Origin of the sequence: Aeromonas sp. FL131 (assembly GCF_049860615.1) — a bacterium.
Taxonomy (GTDB): domain Bacteria; phylum Pseudomonadota; class Gammaproteobacteria; order Enterobacterales; family Aeromonadaceae; genus Aeromonas; species Aeromonas hydrophila.
Window position 1 is genome coordinate 2,313,448 of record NZ_CP187595.1, and the last position, 17,139, is coordinate 2,330,586.

At 59.5% G+C, this 17,139-nt stretch carries 18 protein-coding genes and 1 tRNA gene; 11 read left to right on the top strand and 8 right to left on the bottom strand.

Translation table 11 applies throughout. The annotated features are described in order from the left end of the window. The first annotated feature begins 19 nt into the window (after positions 1-19). The 10 genes from rdgC to ACPW75_RS10795 all read left to right on the top strand — a co-directional run bounded on the left by rdgC (position 20) and on the right by ACPW75_RS10795 (position 8,010). A complete protein-coding gene (rdgC, locus tag ACPW75_RS10750; RefSeq protein ID WP_077096156.1) occupies positions 20-922 on the top strand; it encodes a recombination-associated protein RdgC in 903 nt (300 codons plus the stop codon). Between the two features lie 294 nt (positions 923-1,216). Then, positions 1,217-1,444 (top strand): hypothetical protein, encoded by a 228-nt coding sequence (locus ACPW75_RS10755; protein ID WP_047234837.1) that lies wholly within the window; start codon positions 1,217-1,219, stop codon positions 1,442-1,444. 75 nt (positions 1,445-1,519) lie between these two features. Continuing rightward, positions 1,520-1,813 (top strand): DUF4406 domain-containing protein, encoded by a 294-nt coding sequence (locus ACPW75_RS10760; RefSeq protein ID WP_077096154.1) that lies wholly within the window; start codon positions 1,520-1,522, stop codon positions 1,811-1,813. Continuing rightward, positions 1,810-2,334: a class I SAM-dependent methyltransferase gene (locus tag ACPW75_RS10765; protein ID WP_077096153.1), complete on the top strand. Its 525-nt coding sequence runs from the start codon at positions 1,810-1,812 to the stop codon at positions 2,332-2,334. Before ACPW75_RS10760 ends, ACPW75_RS10765 begins: the two co-directional genes overlap by 4 nt. 56 nt (positions 2,335-2,390) lie before the next feature. Further along, positions 2,391-2,795: a hypothetical protein gene (locus ACPW75_RS10770; RefSeq protein ID WP_077096152.1), complete on the top strand. Its 405-nt coding sequence runs from the start codon at positions 2,391-2,393 to the stop codon at positions 2,793-2,795. 142 nt (positions 2,796-2,937) lie between these two features. Beyond that, positions 2,938-4,218: a site-specific integrase gene (locus tag ACPW75_RS10775; RefSeq protein WP_081398593.1), complete on the top strand. Its 1,281-nt coding sequence runs from the start codon at positions 2,938-2,940 to the stop codon at positions 4,216-4,218. Between the two features lie 64 nt (positions 4,219-4,282). Further along, on the top strand, positions 4,283-5,626 hold the full coding sequence (locus tag ACPW75_RS10780) for a dihydroorotase (protein WP_011706420.1): 1,344 nt from the start codon (positions 4,283-4,285) through the stop codon (positions 5,624-5,626). A gap of 232 nt (positions 5,627-5,858) precedes the next feature. Continuing rightward, positions 5,859-5,935: transfer RNA gene (locus tag ACPW75_RS10785), tRNA-Pro, on the top strand. A 133-nt stretch (positions 5,936-6,068) separates the two neighbouring features. Beyond that, entirely contained in the window at positions 6,069-6,545 is a 477-nt protein-coding gene (locus tag ACPW75_RS10790) for a CC0125/CC1285 family lipoprotein (RefSeq protein ID WP_143238982.1), read from the top strand. 205 nt (positions 6,546-6,750) lie between these two features. Then, positions 6,751-8,010 (top strand): dicarboxylate/amino acid:cation symporter, encoded by a 1,260-nt coding sequence (locus ACPW75_RS10795; protein ID WP_024944897.1) that lies wholly within the window; start codon positions 6,751-6,753, stop codon positions 8,008-8,010. Between the two features lie 75 nt (positions 8,011-8,085). Here the strand turns inward: ACPW75_RS10795 and ACPW75_RS10800 are convergent, their stop codons facing one another. Continuing rightward, positions 8,086-8,541 (bottom strand): methyltransferase family protein, encoded by a 456-nt coding sequence (locus ACPW75_RS10800; RefSeq protein ID WP_073350678.1) that lies wholly within the window; start codon positions 8,539-8,541, stop codon positions 8,086-8,088. Between the two features lie 189 nt (positions 8,542-8,730). On the opposite strand from ACPW75_RS10800, the gene alr reads away from it, so the two are divergent. After that, positions 8,731-9,957: an alanine racemase gene (gene alr, locus ACPW75_RS10805; RefSeq protein ID WP_011706424.1), complete on the top strand. Its 1,227-nt coding sequence runs from the start codon at positions 8,731-8,733 to the stop codon at positions 9,955-9,957. Between the two features lie 56 nt (positions 9,958-10,013). Here the strand turns inward: alr and ACPW75_RS10810 are convergent, their stop codons facing one another. The 7 genes from ACPW75_RS10810 to ACPW75_RS10840 form a co-directional block, all read right to left on the bottom strand. Beyond that, positions 10,014-10,958: a TerC family protein gene (locus ACPW75_RS10810; RefSeq protein WP_011706425.1), complete on the bottom strand. Its 945-nt coding sequence runs from the start codon at positions 10,956-10,958 to the stop codon at positions 10,014-10,016. 294 nt (positions 10,959-11,252) lie between these two features. Further along, positions 11,253-12,248 carry a murein tripeptide/oligopeptide ABC transporter ATP binding protein OppF gene (gene oppF / locus ACPW75_RS10815; RefSeq protein WP_011706426.1) on the bottom strand — a complete coding sequence of 332 codons (996 nt, stop codon included), beginning with the start codon at positions 12,246-12,248 and terminating at the stop codon, positions 11,253-11,255. Next, positions 12,249-12,362, bottom strand: coding sequence for a hypothetical protein (locus ACPW75_RS10820; RefSeq protein WP_016351082.1), 114 nt, complete (start codon positions 12,360-12,362; stop codon positions 12,249-12,251). Beyond that, the gene (locus ACPW75_RS10825; protein WP_016351083.1) at positions 12,359-13,345 is read right to left on the bottom strand and encodes an ABC transporter ATP-binding protein; all 987 of its coding nucleotides are present in this window, start codon (positions 13,343-13,345) and stop codon (positions 12,359-12,361) included. The genes ACPW75_RS10820 and ACPW75_RS10825 overlap by 4 nt, the downstream gene beginning before the upstream one ends. Before the next feature lie 140 nt (positions 13,346-13,485). Beyond that, entirely contained in the window at positions 13,486-14,397 is a 912-nt protein-coding gene (gene oppC / locus ACPW75_RS10830; RefSeq protein ID WP_011706428.1) for an oligopeptide ABC transporter permease OppC, read from the bottom strand. Positions 14,398-14,411: 14 nt separating this feature from the next. After that, positions 14,412-15,332: an oligopeptide ABC transporter permease OppB gene (gene oppB, locus ACPW75_RS10835; RefSeq protein WP_011706429.1), complete on the bottom strand. Its 921-nt coding sequence runs from the start codon at positions 15,330-15,332 to the stop codon at positions 14,412-14,414. Positions 15,333-15,429: 97 nt separating this feature from the next. Next, positions 15,430-17,049 (bottom strand): ABC transporter substrate-binding protein, encoded by a 1,620-nt coding sequence (locus ACPW75_RS10840; RefSeq protein WP_011706430.1) that lies wholly within the window; start codon positions 17,047-17,049, stop codon positions 15,430-15,432. Positions 17,050-17,139 lie beyond the last annotated feature (90 nt).

Below are 17,139 nucleotides of genomic sequence, written 5' to 3' on the forward strand. Positions count from 1 at the left end.
CGACCAAAGGACCCAGACCATGTGGTTTAAAAACCTTCAAGTTTACCGTTTCACCCGCCAGTTCGAGTTGACCGCCGACCATCTGGAAACCCAACTGGAGGCGTGCGCCTTCACCCCCTGCGGCAGCCAGGACCTCTCCCGTTTCGGCTGGACCCGCCCTCTCGGCAAGTTCGGCCGAACCCTGACCCATGCCGCCAACGGCCAGATCCTGCTGTGCGCACGCCGCGAGGACAAGATCCTGCCGACCGCCGTCATCAAGGAGGCGCTGGCAGAGAAGGTGGAGGCCATCGAGTACGAGCAGGGCCGCGCCCTCAAGAAGAAAGAGAAGGAAGCGCTCAAGGAGGAGCTGCTGCACACCCTGCTGCCCCGGGCATTCAGCCGCACCAGCCAGACCTTCGCCTGGATCAACCCGGCAGACGGCCTGCTGATGGTCGATGCCTCCTCCGCCAAGAAGGCGGACGACGTGCTCGCCCTGCTGCGCAAGTCCATTGGCAGCCTGCCGGTGGTGCCGGTGGCGCTCAAGAACCCACCTGAGATCACCATGACCGCATGGCTGCAAGAGGGAAATCTGCCAGCAGCTTTCACCCTGGAGGATGAATCCGAGCTGCGCAGCGCCATGGAGCACGGCGGGATCGCCCGCTTCAAGCAGCAGGATCTGATGACCGACGAGGTAAAAAACCACCTCGCCAACGACAAGCTGGTCACCAAGTTGGCCCTGAACTGGGGTGAGCGCCTCAGCTTTGTGCTGGGCGACGACCTCTCCATCAAGCGCCTCAAATTCAGCGAGGACATGCGCGAGCAGAACGACGACATTACCAGTGAAGATCCGGCCGCCCGCCTGGACGCGGACTTCGCCCTGGTGACCGGCGAGCTCTCCCAGTTCATCCCGGCCCTGCTTGCCGCTCTGGGCGGCGAGGAATGAATGGGTGCGCTTCAGAGAACCAATTATCCAAACAGGGTTAACCCTAGAAGAGGCGGTGAACGTGAGGGAGCGATATCTACTCATCAACCCCGGTGCCCGGGTCACCATCGATAGCCAACCCGATAACCCCCAGCTCAAGACCCTGATAGCCCACCTCCCCGTCCTGCCCCTCAGGCAGGTGCTGGCGCCGGGCTTTATCGGGTACCGCGGCTGGCGATGTTGAGGTGTATGCACTTTGACCGACACGTCAATTCTAAGGGGGTATACTGGCAACTCATTCAAACGGAGGTACATATGAGCGCCATCAGTGACTACCTAGAAATGACCGAAGAGTCCTATGAAAGTCTGAATCTGGAATGGTTAGAAGATACAGGGAGTAGCGGAGAAATGGTGTACGAATACTACGCCTACATCCCGGAAGATGCAGATCCAGAGCTGCTCGAAGAGATGGGGTGGAAGCCTGGCCAGAAGATTACAGCACCTCCGTGGGCTTTCGATGAGCCCGACTTCGATGACCAATAGCCAAGCGCCGCAGCAATGCGGCGTTTCACATTTCAAGCCCCGGCCAGTCCGGGGCTTTCTATTTAAGGACCAACCATGGCGAAAATCTACATTGCCGGGCCGATGGCCGGCCTGCCCAACTTCAACCGAGACGCCTTCAGACATGAGGCCAAGCGCCTGCAAAGCGCCGGACACGCGACGCTAGCATCGGCTTTTTTACCTGCTTTTGTTGAACCGCATAAGCGAGAGGCAATCATATTTTCCGTTGATCAGGTTGTCATGCTGCCTGGGTGGGAAAGATGCCCGCAAGCCACTGCAGAGCACGCTCTGGCCATCAAACTCGGCAAGCCGGTGATCCTCACTTCAATCCCACACGAGGAGGCGGCATGACAAAGCAGCAGGCAGAAGGGAAGCGCGTACTGGATCCGTGTTGCGGCGGGCGGATGATGTGGTTCGACCGCGAGCATCCTGACGTAGTTTTCGGCGACCAGCGCAATGAGGTGCTGACCGTCACAGACCGCTCACACGGAAACCTGGATGGCACGCGCACGCTCCGTATTGAGCCCGATGTACAACTGGACTTCAGGGCACTCCCATATCCAGATTACACATTCAAGCTGGTCGCGTTCGACCCGCCGCACCTCACACGAGCAGGGCCCAAGAGCTGGCTTGCCGCGAAATACGGGAAACTCGGCCCAGATTGGCGCGATGACCTACGCCGAGGCTTCGCCGAGTGCTTCCGAGTTCTGGCGCCTGACGGCGTGCTTATCTTCAAGTGGAACGAAACCCAGGTCAAAGTTGGGGAGGTATTGGCACTCACTGACATCAAGCCATTATTTGGGCACCCCAGTGGCCGCAACGGCCTCACGCACTGGCTCGTTTTCATGAAACCAGTCTGCAGCACTGAATAGCGGCCCTTCCTTCAACTCAATCGGCGCCCCATCCTCTGGGACAGGAGGGCCACGCCATGCAACAACTTCAACTGACCATCGACCAGGACAGCCAGCTTCTCAATGAGCTGGTCAGCGCCGTGCGCTCCCCCACCCTTTCCCGATCGGCCAAGCTCGCCGAGATCGGCCGCATCCTGGCGCACTTCGATCTGCCCATCGAAGCGCCCCGAGTTGCTGGCCAGCTCTGGAGCGCCACCGACCTGGGCAAGGAGCTGGGGGTCAGTGCCCAGGCCATTGGACGGCTGGCCAACCAGCACCAACTCAAACGCCCGGCGTTCGGGGAGTACCGCCTTGACCAGGCGGTCAGCAGCAGGAAGCAGGTTGAATGCTTCCTCTACAACCGAGCAGGCCGGGATGAAATAACCAGACTAATGAGGACCAACAGATGCAGCAATTCGTCTACCCATGTGCCAGGTGGGTGAGGCCGAAATTATTCGCCGAACTGACAGGCATGACAGAAAAAGCCGCCGAGGGACGGCGCTTAAAAGGAGAGTGGCCGGAAGGGCGGGTATGGTGCCGAGCCCCGGATAACCAGATTCGTTACAACGTTGCGGAGTATGACAAGTGGGTCGAGTCAAACATGATGATCTAGTGGCTGGAGTCACTGGATTGGAGGTTCATGGCAAAAAGCTGCGCATTACCTTCACCTATAAACGGGCGCGCTGCCGGGAGGTCCTCGACCTCCCCATCACCAAAGCGAACGTGAAGTTTGCCACCAACAAGCTCGCCACCATCAAGCATGAGATTGCGATCGGTACCTTCAGCTACGCACATCATTTCCCTGACAGCTCAGCACTGACTCGATTTGGAGGAAGCCGGCGAAACGTCACCATCTGGGAGGCCTATCAGGATTTCTGGCGGCTTCACAAACCTATGCTGAAGCCTACCTCTCGTCATGGCTACCCGTTCGCCATTGAGGCGTGCATCAATGTCCTGGGTAAGGACAGACAGGTCTCAACGCTGATGCCCAAGGACATAGAGCTGATCCGCAATGAGCTGCACATCTCACTCAAACCCAACTCCATCGTCACCTACCTTGGGCGATTCAGGCAGTTGCTTCGCTGGTGTGAGAAGAACAACTTACTTGCGGATGCAGCAAGACTCACGGGAGGAGTGAGGCCCGTCACCACCAGAAAAACCTCACCGGCAGACCCTTTCGAATTTGATGAATACACCCGGCTGCTGGAAGCATGCTCCCACGAGCAGCAACGAAACATGATCACCCTTGCCATCTATACTGGCCTTAGAACAGGCGAGTTGAGGGCTCTTGCTTGGGAGGACATCGACCTCGAAAAAGGGGTCATGGTCATCAGCAGGAACATCAGTAACGAATCGGACTATTTCAAACTGCCCAAGACCAACGAGCCCCGGGAGGTTGATCTGCAACCGCCCGTGATCGCAGCTCTCAAGTCACAGATGGCATTGTCGTTCATGCGTGCTGTGGTGTCGGTAGATGTGGACATGAACGGTCGTATCGAGCGCCAGAGCATCAGGCCGGTATTCACGCCTAAGGTGACGGGCCCCCATGTTCCACACGCCAAAGAGTTCTTCACCGCCGCCGGGGTGTCTCATGCCTGGAGCAACATCATGAGGAGAGCCGGAGTAAGATACCGGCGCTTCTATCAACTTAGGCATACGTTTGCTAGTTGGAACCTGACGTCGCATGGAAATCTCGCGTATATTGCAGCGCAAATGGGTCACGCTGACCTTGAAATGTTACAATCCGTCTACGGAAAGTGGATCGCCTCGGCGAGCAAATCTGAGGCGGTCAGGATCTGGGAGCAGATGCAATCAAAAGGCCTTTTTGCCCCAATGACGCCCCAAGAAAAAAAGATCCAACTGTAAGCGATTGATTTATTAGATAAATAGTCAACCCCCACAATTCCCGGCAAAGGAACTGGAACCCCCCATGAACAAATTGCTTATCAAGAATGCCACCCTGGTCAACGAAGGCCGCATCTATGCCTCCGACGTGCTGATCGAGGGGGAACGGATCGCCCGCATCGCCCCGGATATCCAAGCCCCCGATGCAGTGGTGATCGATGCCGCGGGCCGTCACCTCATCCCCGGAATGATCGATGATCAGGTCCACTTCCGGGAGCCAGGGCTGACCCACAAGGGGACCATCGCCAGTGAATCCCGGGCCGCCGTGGCCGGTGGCACCACCAGCTTCATGGAAATGCCCAACGTCAATCCCCAGACCACCACCCTCGATGCCCTCGAAGCCAAATACCAGATAGCCGCCAACTCCTCCGCCGCCAACTACAGCTTCTACCTCGGCGCCACCAACGACAACCTGGAAGAGATCAAGAAGCTCGATCCGAAACAGTCCTGCGGCATCAAGATCTTCATGGGTGCCTCCACCGGCAACATGCTGGTGGACAATCAGGAGACCCTGGCCGCCATCTTCCGCGAGAGCCCGGTGATGATCGTCACCCACTGCGAAGACACCCCCACCATCAAGGTGCTGGAAGACGAAGCCCGCGCCAAGTGGGGCGAAGATGTGCCGATGCGCGAGCACGGCCGCATCCGCAGCGCCGACGCCTGCTACAAATCCTCCAGCCTGGCGGTCTCCCTGGCCAAGCAGTACGGCGCCAAGCTGCACGTGCTGCACCTGACCACCGCCAAGGAGCTGTCGCTCTTCACCGCCACCCCGGATCTGAAGGATCTCAAGGACAAAAACATCACCGCCGAGGTGTGCGTTCACCATCTGTTCTTCAACGAGGCGGACTACGACACCCTGGGCAGCCAGATCAAGTGCAACCCGGCGGTGAAGAGCGCCGCCGACCAGCACGCCCTGCTGGATGCGGTGCGCAATGACGTGCTCGACATCATCGCCACCGACCACGCTCCCCACACCTGGGAAGAGAAGCAGAACAGCTACTTCAAGGCGCCGTCCGGCGTGCCGCTGGTGCAGCACTCCCTGCTGGCCCTGCTGGAGCTCTACCACAACGGGGTATTCTCGCTGGAGACCATCGTCAAGAAGACCTCCCACGCGGTGGCCGAGCGCTTCCAGGTGCAGGATCGCGGCTACATCCGCGAGGGTTACTTCGCCGACCTGGTGCTACTGGATCTGGGCAAGCCCTACGTGGTCAACGACAGCAACCTGCTCTATCTGTGCGGCTGGTCGCCCTTCAACGGCTACCGTTTCCACAGCACGGTGGAGATGACCCTGGTCAACGGCCAGATCGCCTGGCAAAACGGCCAGGTCACCAACGAGGTGCTGGGCAAGCGGCTCACCTTCACCCGCTGATCCCTCTTGTATATGCGCTGTCACCACAGCACCATCACAGGCCGCCCACTCGGGCGGCCTGATTTTTTGCAGCCGCTCACAGCCCCGCAATGAGCGGTTTTTCGGCGATTGGCGGCACTTTAAGCGCAGATTGCTCGCAAAGCAGGCGAACGATCCCGGAGTGGAATGTCCACTGTTGACAGGCAGGGTCCATCTCCATAAACTCAGCCCCCGTCAGCCGAGCTGACTCCGTCGGTGTGTAGCGCAGCCAGGTAGCGCATCTGCATGGGGTGTAGAGGGTCGGAGGTTCGAATCCTCTCACACCGACCAAATTCCCCGAGAAAGGCCTTGTCAGATGACAAGGCCTTTTCTTTTTAGTGCGACATGGCACCACGCGGCCTGCATTGTGTCACCGATCGGTTTGTGCTGTAGTGATGCCCTGTGTTGCCAACCGGTGTTCGAGATGCCCTCTCCCCGCCCCTTTTGCCAGCGTCTGCTGTGGCTCGGCCTCTGTGCTCTCCTGCTGCTCGGCTGCGCCACCCCTTATCACAGCCAGCCGTCATTCTGGAACGGCCGGACCGGTTTCTCCCAGACCCGGCTCGGGCCTGACAAGTGGCAGCTGGAATTTGTCGGCAACGATCTGGTGAGCCGGGAAACCGCTCGCAAGTATGTGCTGAAACGGGCGGGCGAAGTGGCACAAGCCGAAGGTTATCAGTGGCTTGAGGTCAATGAATTGACCCTGCAACGGGACGCGGTCAGGGTGACGCCGAGTCGCCCTCTGTTCGGGTTTGATGACGACGAGCCTGACCCCTTTCTGGATCAGCGCACCGTGGAGCACCGCATCTCGGCGTTGCTCATCTTCACCCTCACTCGCAGCGCGAAAAACGACCAAACCATGAAAGCCGATTATCTTGCAAACATTAAAATAAACAGCGATTAATATAGCCAAATTGCAAGATCTATATCACATACAACTAATGACAAGATAAAATTCTGCCACAAGGCGCTGGATTTACCCCCCCGGATTAGGCATGCTGCCAGCACACCGGCTGTCAGGAATCTACGGCTCGGATCACAAAAACGGACTGAAGTGGCACCCTTGCCGCTTGAAACGCTCTGCACTTATCAAAACTGGGACCCACCCCATGAAAATGAACAAATTGACGGTTGCCATCCTCATCGCGATGCTGGTTGGTATCCTGACTGGCCAGGGCTATCGCATGTTTGCCCCTGACCAGGCCGCCGGCTTTGCCAGCGACATCACCCTGTTGACCGATATCTTCCTGCGTCTGATCAAGATGATCATCGCCCCCCTGGTGTTCACCACCCTGGTGGTCGGCATCGCCAAGATGGGCGATACCCGCACCGTGGGCCGTATCGGCGCCAAGACCCTGGGCTGGTTCATGCTGGCCTCCCTGCTGTCGCTGACCCTGGGTCTGGTGATGGTCACCCTGATGCAGCCGGGTGTGGGGCTCTCCCTCTCCCTGCCTGACGACACCGCCAGCTCCGGTGTGGTTGCCAGCGCCATCTCCCTCAAGGATTTCGTCACCCACGCCATTCCCAAAAGCGTGATCGAGGCGATGGCCACCAACGAGATCCTGCAGATCGTGGTGTTCTCCCTGTTCTTCGGGCTGGCTGCCGCCGCACTGGGTGATGCCGCCAAACCGGTGGTGATGCTGATGGCCAGCGCCGCCGAGATCATGCTCAAAGTGACCGGCTACGTGATGAACTTCGCCCCGTTCGCGGTGTTTGGCGCCATTGCCGCCATGGTCGCCAAGGAAGGGCTCGGCATCCTCGCCACCTACGGCACCTTCATGGCGCAGTTCTACCTGGCGCTGGGTTGCCTCTGGCTGCTGCTGATCGCCATGGGCAGCCTGTTTATCCGCCGCCGCATCGTGACCCTGCTGGCGATGATCCGCGAGCCGATCCTGCTGGCCTTCTCCACCGCCAGCTCCGAAGCTGCCTACCCGAAGACCCTGGATCGTCTGGAGAAGTTTGGTTGTGACAAACGCATCGCCAGCTTCGTGCTGCCGATGGGCTACTCCTTCAACCTGGATGGCTCCATGATGTACTGCACCTTTGCGGTGATGTTCATCGCCCAGGCCTATGGCATCGAGCTCTCCATGGCCCAGCAGATCACCATGCTGCTGCTGCTGATGGTCACCTCCAAGGGGATGGCCGGCGTACCGCGCGCCTCCCTGGTGGTGATTGCCGCCACCCTCAACCAGTTCCACATTCCGGAAGCGGGCATCCTGCTGCTGCTCGGCATCGACCACTTCCTCGACATGGGTCGCTCCGCCACCAACGTGCTGGGCAACGCCATCGCCGCCAGCGTGGTCGCCAAGAGCGAAGACAGCCTGGGTGAAACCGAACCTCTGGGTGAGGTGGACACCGCCAAGGCGTGATCCCAGCATCACCTCCATCAAAACGGCCCGCAGATGCGGGCCGTTTTCTTATGTCTCATGACGACACGGCAAGGCTCAGCACCAACGCCTCACCCGCCGGCAATAGTCGGCATAGCCATCGCCAAAGCGGGCCTGCAGCGCCCGCTCCTCCGGCACTATCTGCCAGCGACTGAGCCAGCCCCACAGCAGCAGCGGACCGAGCCACACCCACAGCCCACCCAGATAACAGGCCAGCGCCATCGTCCAGCAGAGCAGCCCCAGGTACATGGGATTGCGGCTGAGGCGATAGAGCCCGCCCGTTACCAGTGCACTGGCCTGCTCGGGGTGCAGCGGCGTCACCGTGGTGCCCTGGCGGCGAAAGCGCAGCACGCCCCCCAAGCCAAACACAGTGCCCAGCACCGCCAACAACAGAGCGGCCAGCCGCCAACCGGCGCCAGAATTGCTCTCTGCTACGCCCCCCCACCCCAGCATGGCCGCCACGATCAGGCCAAACAGCAGCAGCGGTGGCACCCGACACTCAAGACTCATCATCTATTGACTCCTGGAGGGTGCCACGATCGGCACCTTGCGTTACACTTCCCGACGGGAATAGCGCCCTGGAAAATTGTCAAAGTTCATAACAATAACAATGCCTTGGCTACACTTTATCCCATCTGCGTGAAAACGGCCCCTAGCGACCGTCATGCACCTCAACCCAAACAATAAAAAAGGAACCACCCCATGCACAAGAAGACACTGCTGGCCACGCTGATCCTGGGCCTGCTGGCCGGTCAGGCCGTCGCGGCCCCTTACCTGCCGCTGGCCAGCGATCATCGCAACGGCGAAGTGCAGACCGCCAGCAATGCCTGGCTGGAAGTCGATCTCGGCGCCTTCGAGCACAACATCCAGACCCTCAAGGATCGCCTCGGTGACAAAGGGCCGAAGATCTGCGCCATCATGAAGGCCGACGCCTACGGCCACGGCATCGACCTGCTGGTCCCCTCTGTGGTCAAGGCCGGCATCCCCTGCATCGGCATCGCCAGCAACGAAGAGGCCCGCGTGGCCCGCGAGAAGGGCTTCACCGGCCGCCTGATGCGGGTGCGTGCCGCCACCCCGGCCGAAGTGGAACAGGCCCTGCCCTACAAGATGGAAGAACTCATCGGCAGCCTGGTGAGTGCCCAGGGCATCGCCGACATCGCCCAGCGCCACCACACCAATATCCCGGTACACATCGCGCTCAACTCCGCCGGCATGAGCCGCAACGGCATCGATCTGCGCCTGGCTGACTCCAAGGAAGACGCGCTGGCCATGCTCAAGCTCAAGGGGATCACCCCGGTCGGCATCATGACCCACTTCCCGGTGGAGGAGAAAGAGGACGTCAAGATGGGGCTGGCCCAGTTCAAGCTGGACTCCCAGTGGCTGCTGGAAGCGGGCAAGCTGGATCGCAGCAAGATCACCATCCACGCCGCCAACTCCTTCGCCACCCTGGAAGTGCCTGATGCCTACTTCGACATGGTGCGCCCGGGTGGCCTGCTGTACGGTGACTCCATCCCCTCCTACACCGAATACAAGCGGGTGATGGCGTTCAAGACCCAGGTTGCCTCCGTCAACCACTACCCGGCCGGCAACACCGTCGGTTATGACCGCACCTTTACCCTCAAGCGCGACTCCTGGCTCGCCAACCTGCCGCTGGGCTACTCCGATGGCTATCGCCGGGCGCTCAGCAACAAGGCCTATGTGCTGATCCAGGGTCAGAAGGTACCGGTGGTGGGCAAGACCTCCATGAACACCATCATGGTGGACGTGACCGACCTGAAAGGGGTCAAACCCGGTGACGAGGTGGTGCTGTTCGGCCGCCAGGGTGAAGCCGAGGTGAAACAGGCGGATCTCGAGGAGTACAACGGCGCCTTGCTGGCGGACATGTACACCATCTGGGGCTACACCAACCCCAAGAAGATCAAGCGCTAAGCCAGTCTTTGCCATAAAAAAGGGCTCCCGCTGGAGCCCTTTTGCTTGTTCGCCAATTATGCCGTTTTCTTGCGGGTCACCCAGAGGCTCAGCCCCATGGAGGCCAGCAGGATCAGCGCGACCACCCCGAGTGCAATGCCGGTGGGGATCTTGAAGATATCCAGCAGCAGCATCTTGACCCCGATGAACATCAGGATCAGCGCCAGGCCGTATTTGAGCAGGGCGAAGCGCTCGGCCACGCCGGCCAGCAGGAAGTACATGGCACGCAGACCCATGATGGCGAAGATGTTGGAGGTCAGCACGATGAAGGGATCCGTGGTCACCGCGAAGATGGCCGGGATGCTGTCCACCGCGAAGATGAGATCGCTCACCTCCACCAGCACCAGGATCAGCAGCAACGGGGTGGCATAGCGCACACCGTCACGCCAGACGAAGAAGTTCTCCCCCTCCAGCGTCTCCGTCACCTTGAAGCGGCGGCGCATCCAGCCCAGCAGCGGGTTGTTGGCGAGATCCGGCTCCTTGTCGGCCGCCCACAGCATCTTGACCCCGGTCAGCAGCAGGAAGGCACCGAACAGGTAGAGGATCCAGTGGAACTGCTCGATGAGCCAGCTGCCCGCGAACACCATGCCGGCCCGCATCACGATGGCACCCAGTACCCCGTACAGCAGGACCCGGCGCTGCAGCTCGGCCGGAATGGCAAAGTAGCCGAAAAGCATCAGCCAGACGAAGACGTTGTCCACCGCCAGCGCCTTCTCGATGAGGTAGCCGGTGAGGAATTCCAGCCCCTTCTGGTTGGCAATTTCACGGCCTGCGCTGTGATCCAGCCAGAACCAGATGGCCAGGTTGAACAAGAGCGCCACGCTGATCCAGATGAGGGACCAGATCCCTGCCTCTTTGAGCGACACCTTGTGCGCCTTGCCGCCGCCGACAAAGCGGATATCAATCCATAACAGGACCAGCACTATGCTGAAGAAACCGGCCCACATCCACCATTCACCCATGTTCACTTCTCCCAAAAACGACAAAACCCACGACCGAGAGGCGTGGGTTTGCGTTTGGAGCAGATACACCTTGCCTCTCGGCAAGGTCTCACTTACAGCCGACTTGCGTCAACTGCCCGGCTGCCGGGTGCACTGCAGGATATGGGTGCACCGTAATGACGACAAACCGGCGAGAAGTTACTCCCCTTGTTGCGCGGATAGTAACAGCGGAAAAAGATAACGCCAAGAGGCATCTTCATGCCGGCTGCAAAAAAACAGGGCGCCACCCGGGCGCCCTGTTTTGCCTGCTCATCCTCAGAGTGGATCTGCCTTGAGGCAGGAGACCGCATGGTCGAAGTTGCCCTCGAGCTGGGGCCGGGTCTTGGCACACTCAGGACCAGCCACCGGGCAGCGAGTACGGAACACGCAGCCTGACGGCGGGTTCATCGGCGATGGCAAATCCCCCTCCAGGATTTGGATGGTCTTGCTGCGCTCCAGATCCGGATCCGGAATGGGCACGGCCGACATCAGCGCCTTGGTATAGGGGTGCAAGGGGTTGGCAAAGATCTCCTTGCGGGTCCCCAGCTCCACCGCATTGCCCAGATACATCACCAGTACCCGATCCGAAATGTGCTTGACCACCGACAGGTCGTGGGCGATGAAGATGAGCGACAGCCCCATCTCCTTCTGGATAGCCTTCAGCAGGTTGACCACCTGAGCCTGGATGGAGACGTCCAGAGCCGACACCGGCTCGTCACAGATGATCATCTTGGGCTCGAGGATCAGCGCCCGGGCGATGCCAATCCGCTGGCACTGACCGCCGGAGAACTCATGGGGATAGCGGTTGACCAGGTTGGGCAAGAGCCCCACCTTGCTCATCATGGCCCGCACCTTCTCCTTCACCTGATCTCGGGAAAGGTCGGGATAGAAGGTGATGAGCGGCTCGGCGATGATGTCGCCGATGGTCATGCGCGGGTTGAGGGAGGCCAGCGGATCCTGGAAGATCATCTGGATCTCTTTGCGCTTCTCGCGCAGCGCCTTCTGGTCGAGCTTAGTCAGATCGTTGCCAAGCCACACCACCTTGCCGTCGGTGGCCGGCACCAGGCCGATCAGTGCCCGGGCAAAGGTGGATTTGCCGCAACCCGACTCCCCCACCACGCCGAGGGTCTCCCCTTCGTACAGGCGCAGGGTCACCCCGTCCACCGCCTTCAGGGCGGAGGGTTTGGCCCAGGGCCAGGCCTTGTCACTCTTGATGCTGAAGTGGACCTTGAGGTCGGACACTTCCAGCAGCAGTTTCTTGTCAGTCCCCATTTAGTTCACTCCCTTGATCATGGCATCCGATACCCAGTGGCAGGCCCGCTCCCGACCGTCGTTGAACGGCGTCAGGAGCTTGGAGGATTGCTGGCCGCATATAACAGCATTCATACGCTCACCTCCTTGGCATTGATGGCATCAGACACCCAATGGCAGGCCCGCTCCCGACCGTCGTTGAACGGCGTCAGAATTGGCGACTGCTTGCCGCAAATCTCGCTCACTCGGTGGCAGCGCTCCTGGAAGGGGCAGCCGGTGGGCAGACGCAGCAGGTTGGGCGGATTGCCCGGGATGGTGGGCAGCTCTTCCCCTTCGGTGTCGAGGCGGGGAATGGCACGCAACAAGCCCTCGGTATAGGGGTGGCTCGGGCGATAGAAGATATCGTTGACCTTGCCGTACTCCATGGTACGGCCGGCATACATCACCAGCACCTTGTCGCAGATGCCCGCCACCACGCCCAAGTCGTGGGTGATCATGATGATGGCGGTATTGAACTCGCGCTTGAGCTCGTTCATCAGGGTCATGATCTGGGCCTGCACGGTCACGTCCAGCGCGGTGGTCGGCTCGTCTGCAATGAGCAGCTGCGGTCGGCACAACAGCGCCATGGCGATCATCACCCGCTGGCGCATGCCACCGGAAAATTCGTGAGGATACATCCCCATCCGCTTGCGCGCTTCCGGGATCTTGACCGCATCCAGCATGCGCACCGACTCTTCGAACGCTTCGGCCTTGCTGACGCCCTTGTGCAGCATCAGCACTTCCATCAGCTGATCCTTCACCTTCATGTAGGGGTTGAGCGAGGTCATGGGGTCCTGGAAGATCATGGCGATCTTCTCGGAACGGATCTTGTTGAGCTTGTGCTCGGGCAGGTTCAGGATCTCGTCGCCCTGAAATTTGGCCGAACCGGTGATGACGCCGTTCTTGGCCAGCAGCCCCATGATGGCGAACGCGGTCTGGGATTTGCCCGAACCGGACTCACCAACGATCCCCAGGGTCTCGCCCGCAGCTAGGGAGAAGTTGAGGTCGTTGACCGCCACCACATTGCCGTCCGGGGTCTTGAACTCGACCCGCAGATCTTTTACATCCAGTAATTTCATAAAAACTCCTTATCGATCTTTCGTGACGTTTTCCTGTCGATCCGATGCGCTATCCGCCCGATTGAGCCGCACTCTGCGGCCCCTCGGCGCGTTGTTTCAGCGCTTCTTCGCCGTTCTGTCAGCGATCTTTCGCCGCTTTCTCAGCGATCCTTCGGATCGAGGGCGTCACGCAGACCATCCCCGAGGAAGTTGAAGCAAAACAGGGTCACCACCATGAAACCGGCGGGGAACAGGAGTTGCCAGATGGCCACTTCCATCGACTTGGAGCCTTCATCCAGCAGAGCGCCCCAGCTGGTCATGGGCTCTTGTACGCCCAGCCCCAGGAAGCTCAGGAAGGATTCGAACATGATCATGCCCGGCACCAGCAGGGTGGCGTAGACCGCCACGATACCCAGCACGTTCGGCACGATGTGACGGGTGATGATCTTCCACTTGGAGACGCCGCAGACGTGAGCCGCCTCGATGAACTCCTTGCTCTTGAGGCTCAAGGTCTGGCCTCGCACGATCCGCGCCATGTCGAGCCAGCTCACCGCACCGATGGCGATGAAGATGAGCGCCAGGTTGCGGCCGAAGAAGGTCACCAGCATGATCACGAAGAACATGAAGGGGAAGGCGTTGAGGATCTCCAGTACCCGCATCATCAGGCTGTCGACCCGACCGCCGATGAAGCCGGAGGCCGCGCCGTAGAGAGTGCCGATGATGACGGCCACCATGGCCCCCATGATGCCGACCATCAGCGAGATGCGCCCGCCCAGCAGGGTGCGCACGAACAGATCGCGCCCCAGGCTGTCGGTGCCGAACCAGTGGCCGGTTTCCATGTCCGGAGCTGCCTGCATGGCGCCCCAGTCAGGATCGTCGAAGGTGTATTGGGACAAATGCGGCCCCACGATCACCGCCAGACCGATGATGGTCAGGATGATGAGGCTGGTGAGCGCGGCCTTGTTGCGCAGGAAACGACGACGGGCATCCTTCCACAGGGAGCGTCCTTCCACCACTTCCACTTGCTGGGCGAACGCCTCGACGGCTTCGCGTTTTTCAGTTGTGACAACCATGATGAACTCCCGACTTAGTAACGGATCTTGGGATCGATAAAGGCATAGAGAATATCGACCACGGCGTTAAAGGTGATGGTGAGGGCGCCGACCAGAATGGTCAGACCGAGCACCATGGAGTAATCACGGTTGAGGGCACCGTTGACGAACAGCTGGCCAATCCCCGGCAGGCCGAAGATGGTCTCGATCACCACGGAACCCGTGATGATGCCCACGAACGCCGGCCCCAGATAGGAGACCACCGGCAGCATGGCCGGACGCAGCGCGTGTTTGAGGATGATGTGGCGCAGCGGCAAGCCCTTGGCGCGGGCGGTACGGATGAAGTTGGAGTTCATGGTCTCGATCATGCTGCCCCGCATGATCCGCGAGATGGCGGAGATGTAGTACATCATCATGCCGAACACCGGCAGCACCATGAATTGCACCCCGCCGCCCTGCCAGCCACCGGCCGGGAACCAGCCGAGATGAATACTGAACAGCAACACCAGCAAGGGAGCCAGCACAAAGCCCGGGATCACCACCCCGGCCATGGCCGACGACATCAACAGGTAGTCGATGACGGTATTCTGTTTCAAGGCGGCAATGGTGCCGAAGGTGACCCCCAGTGTCACCGCGAACAGAAAGGCGAAGGAGCCAATCTTGGCCGATACCGGCAGCGCCTGGCTCACCAGATCGTTGACGGTGAAGTCCTTGTATTTGAAGGAAGGACCGAGGTCGCCCTGCACAAGGTTGCCCAGATAGGTGAGGTATTGCACGCCGATGGGCTTGTCGAGGCCATATTTGGCTTCGATGTTGGCCAGTACTTCCGGCGGCAGGGAGCGTTCGCTGGTGAAGGGGTTGCCCGGCGCGAAACGCATCATGAAGAAGGAGACGGTGATCAAGACCAGCAGAGTCGGGATCGCTTCCAGTAGACGTTTAAAAATGAATTTCAACATAGACAATTCCTGTCCTGTACTGCTTCCAAAGGGTCGCGGTTGTAATAAAGGCCCGCCATCCGGCGGGCCTGCTTTGTTATGCGACGTGTTACTTTACTCAGTGAGCAATGATGTACATGTCTTTGCTGTAGAGGTTGTCCAGCGGGTTGGCCGGGTAGCCGCCCACGTAGGACTTGACCATGCGGGAGGTCACGTACTGATAGATGGGAGCGATCGGCATGTCCTTGGCCAGGATCTCTTCAGCCTGCACATAGAGCTTGTTGCGGGCATCGGCGTCCACCTGATTGCGCGACTCGTTCATCAGCTTGTCAAACGCCGGGTTGGAGTATTTGCCGTCGTTGTTGCCGTGGGTGGTCTGCATCAGATCCAGCATGGAAGAGGCTTCGTTGTAGTCGGCGATCCAGCCGGCACGACCCACATCAAACTGACCCTGCTTCTTGGTTTCCAGGTAGGTTTTCCATTCCTGGTTGACCAGGCTCACCTGCACGCCCAGCTTCTTCCACATGGAAGCCACGGCAACCGCCACTTTCTTGTGGTTGTCGTCGGTGTTGTAGAGCAGCTCGAACTTGAGCGGTTTGCCTGGGCCGAAACCGGCTTCGGTCAGCAGCTCTTTCGCCTTGGCATCACGCTCTGCCTGGGTCAGCTTGGACCAGGCCGGCGCCACCGGCTTGAAGCCGTCCACGAAATCAGGCACCAGGGTGTAGCCCGGAGTCTCGCCCTTGCCCATCACCTTGTCGGCGATCACATTGCGGTCGATGGCATAAGAGAGGGCGGTACGTACCCGCACGTCGTCAAACGGCTTGTGCTTGAAGTTGTACTGGTAGTAGTAGGTACCGACATAGCCGCTCACCTTGACCTCGTTCGGCAGCTCTTTCTTCATCTGCTTGAAGCGCTCGATGGGCATGTTGTAGGTGAGATCCACTTCGCCAGCCAGATAGCGGTTCAGCTCGGCGTTGGTGGACTGGATCGGCAGATAGGTCACCTTGTTGATGACGGTCTTGGCGTTGTTCCAGTAGTTCGGGTTGCGCTCGACGTCGACGCGCTCGTTGACCACCCAATCCTTCAGCACATAGGCACCGTTGGATACCATGTTGCCGGGCTGGGTCCACTTGTCACCAAACTTCTCGATCACCTTCTTCGGCACCGGGTAGGTGGTGGTGTGGGAGAGCATGCTGACGAAGTAAGGCACCGCCTTCTCCAGCTGTACCTCGAAGGTGTAGTCGTCCACTGCCTTCACGCCCAGGGTGTCGGCCGCTTTCTTGCCGGCGATGATCTCGCTGGCATTGACGATGGTCGGGATCTCCAGATACCAGGAGTAGGGAGACGCCGTCTTGGGATCCACGGCCCGCTTGAAGGCGAACTCGAAATCGTGGGCTGTCACGGGATCCCCGTTGGACCACTTGGCATCTTTGCGCAGGTGGAACACGAAGTGTTTGTTGTCCTTGGTTTCCCAGGACTCGGCCATGGCGGGAAGCACTTCCCCTTTGGGGCCGGAGGCAACGAGACCTTCGAACAGGTCACGCAGAATATTGGATTCAACCGTTCCTTCGGTTTTGTGCGGGTCGAGAGTGGCAGGCTCGGAGCCATTGCCTTTTACCAGCTGCTGAACGTCAGCCAGTTTGGTACCTGCGGGAACATCGGCGGCTTGTGCCGCGTTGACACCGCCGAACAGTGCTGCCACCAAGAGGGTATTAATCATTGTTTTTTTATGAGTCATTTCCATACTCCACAAGAACATTCCATGCAATTTTCCATCAACGGGATAAGTACCCCGCTGCCAGCATAATTCCCTGACATTTCTGATAAT

What these genes read in the sequence shown, in the direction of transcription:
- rdgC (WP_077096156.1), top strand. Translation starts at nt 20, where the DNA reads ATGTGGTTTAAAAACCTTCAAGTTTACCGTTTCACCCGCCAGTTCGAG.
- ACPW75_RS10755 (WP_047234837.1), top strand. Translation starts at nt 1,217, where the DNA reads ATGAGCGCCATCAGTGACTACCTAGAAATGACCGAAGAGTCCTATGAA.
- ACPW75_RS10760 (WP_077096154.1), top strand. Translation starts at nt 1,520, where the DNA reads ATGGCGAAAATCTACATTGCCGGGCCGATGGCCGGCCTGCCCAACTTC.
- ACPW75_RS10765 (WP_077096153.1), top strand. Translation starts at nt 1,810, where the DNA reads ATGACAAAGCAGCAGGCAGAAGGGAAGCGCGTACTGGATCCGTGTTGC.
- ACPW75_RS10770 (WP_077096152.1), top strand. Translation starts at nt 2,391, where the DNA reads ATGCAACAACTTCAACTGACCATCGACCAGGACAGCCAGCTTCTCAAT.
- ACPW75_RS10780 (WP_011706420.1), top strand. Translation starts at nt 4,283, where the DNA reads ATGAACAAATTGCTTATCAAGAATGCCACCCTGGTCAACGAAGGCCGC.
- ACPW75_RS10790 (WP_143238982.1), top strand. Translation starts at nt 6,069, where the DNA reads ATGCCCTCTCCCCGCCCCTTTTGCCAGCGTCTGCTGTGGCTCGGCCTC.
- ACPW75_RS10795 (WP_024944897.1), top strand. Translation starts at nt 6,751, where the DNA reads ATGAAAATGAACAAATTGACGGTTGCCATCCTCATCGCGATGCTGGTT.
- ACPW75_RS10800 (WP_073350678.1), bottom strand. Translation starts at nt 8,541, where the DNA reads ATGATGAGTCTTGAGTGTCGGGTGCCACCGCTGCTGCTGTTTGGCCTG.
- alr (WP_011706424.1), top strand. Translation starts at nt 8,731, where the DNA reads ATGCACAAGAAGACACTGCTGGCCACGCTGATCCTGGGCCTGCTGGCC.
- ACPW75_RS10810 (WP_011706425.1), bottom strand. Translation starts at nt 10,958, where the DNA reads ATGGGTGAATGGTGGATGTGGGCCGGTTTCTTCAGCATAGTGCTGGTC.
- oppF (WP_011706426.1), bottom strand. Translation starts at nt 12,248, where the DNA reads ATGGGGACTGACAAGAAACTGCTGCTGGAAGTGTCCGACCTCAAGGTC.
- ACPW75_RS10820 (WP_016351082.1), bottom strand. Translation starts at nt 12,362, where the DNA reads ATGAATGCTGTTATATGCGGCCAGCAATCCTCCAAGCTCCTGACGCCG.
- ACPW75_RS10825 (WP_016351083.1), bottom strand. Translation starts at nt 13,345, where the DNA reads ATGAAATTACTGGATGTAAAAGATCTGCGGGTCGAGTTCAAGACCCCG.
- oppC (WP_011706428.1), bottom strand. Translation starts at nt 14,397, where the DNA reads ATGGTTGTCACAACTGAAAAACGCGAAGCCGTCGAGGCGTTCGCCCAG.
- oppB (WP_011706429.1), bottom strand. Translation starts at nt 15,332, where the DNA reads ATGTTGAAATTCATTTTTAAACGTCTACTGGAAGCGATCCCGACTCTG.
- ACPW75_RS10840 (WP_011706430.1), bottom strand. Translation starts at nt 17,049, where the DNA reads ATGACTCATAAAAAAACAATGATTAATACCCTCTTGGTGGCAGCACTG.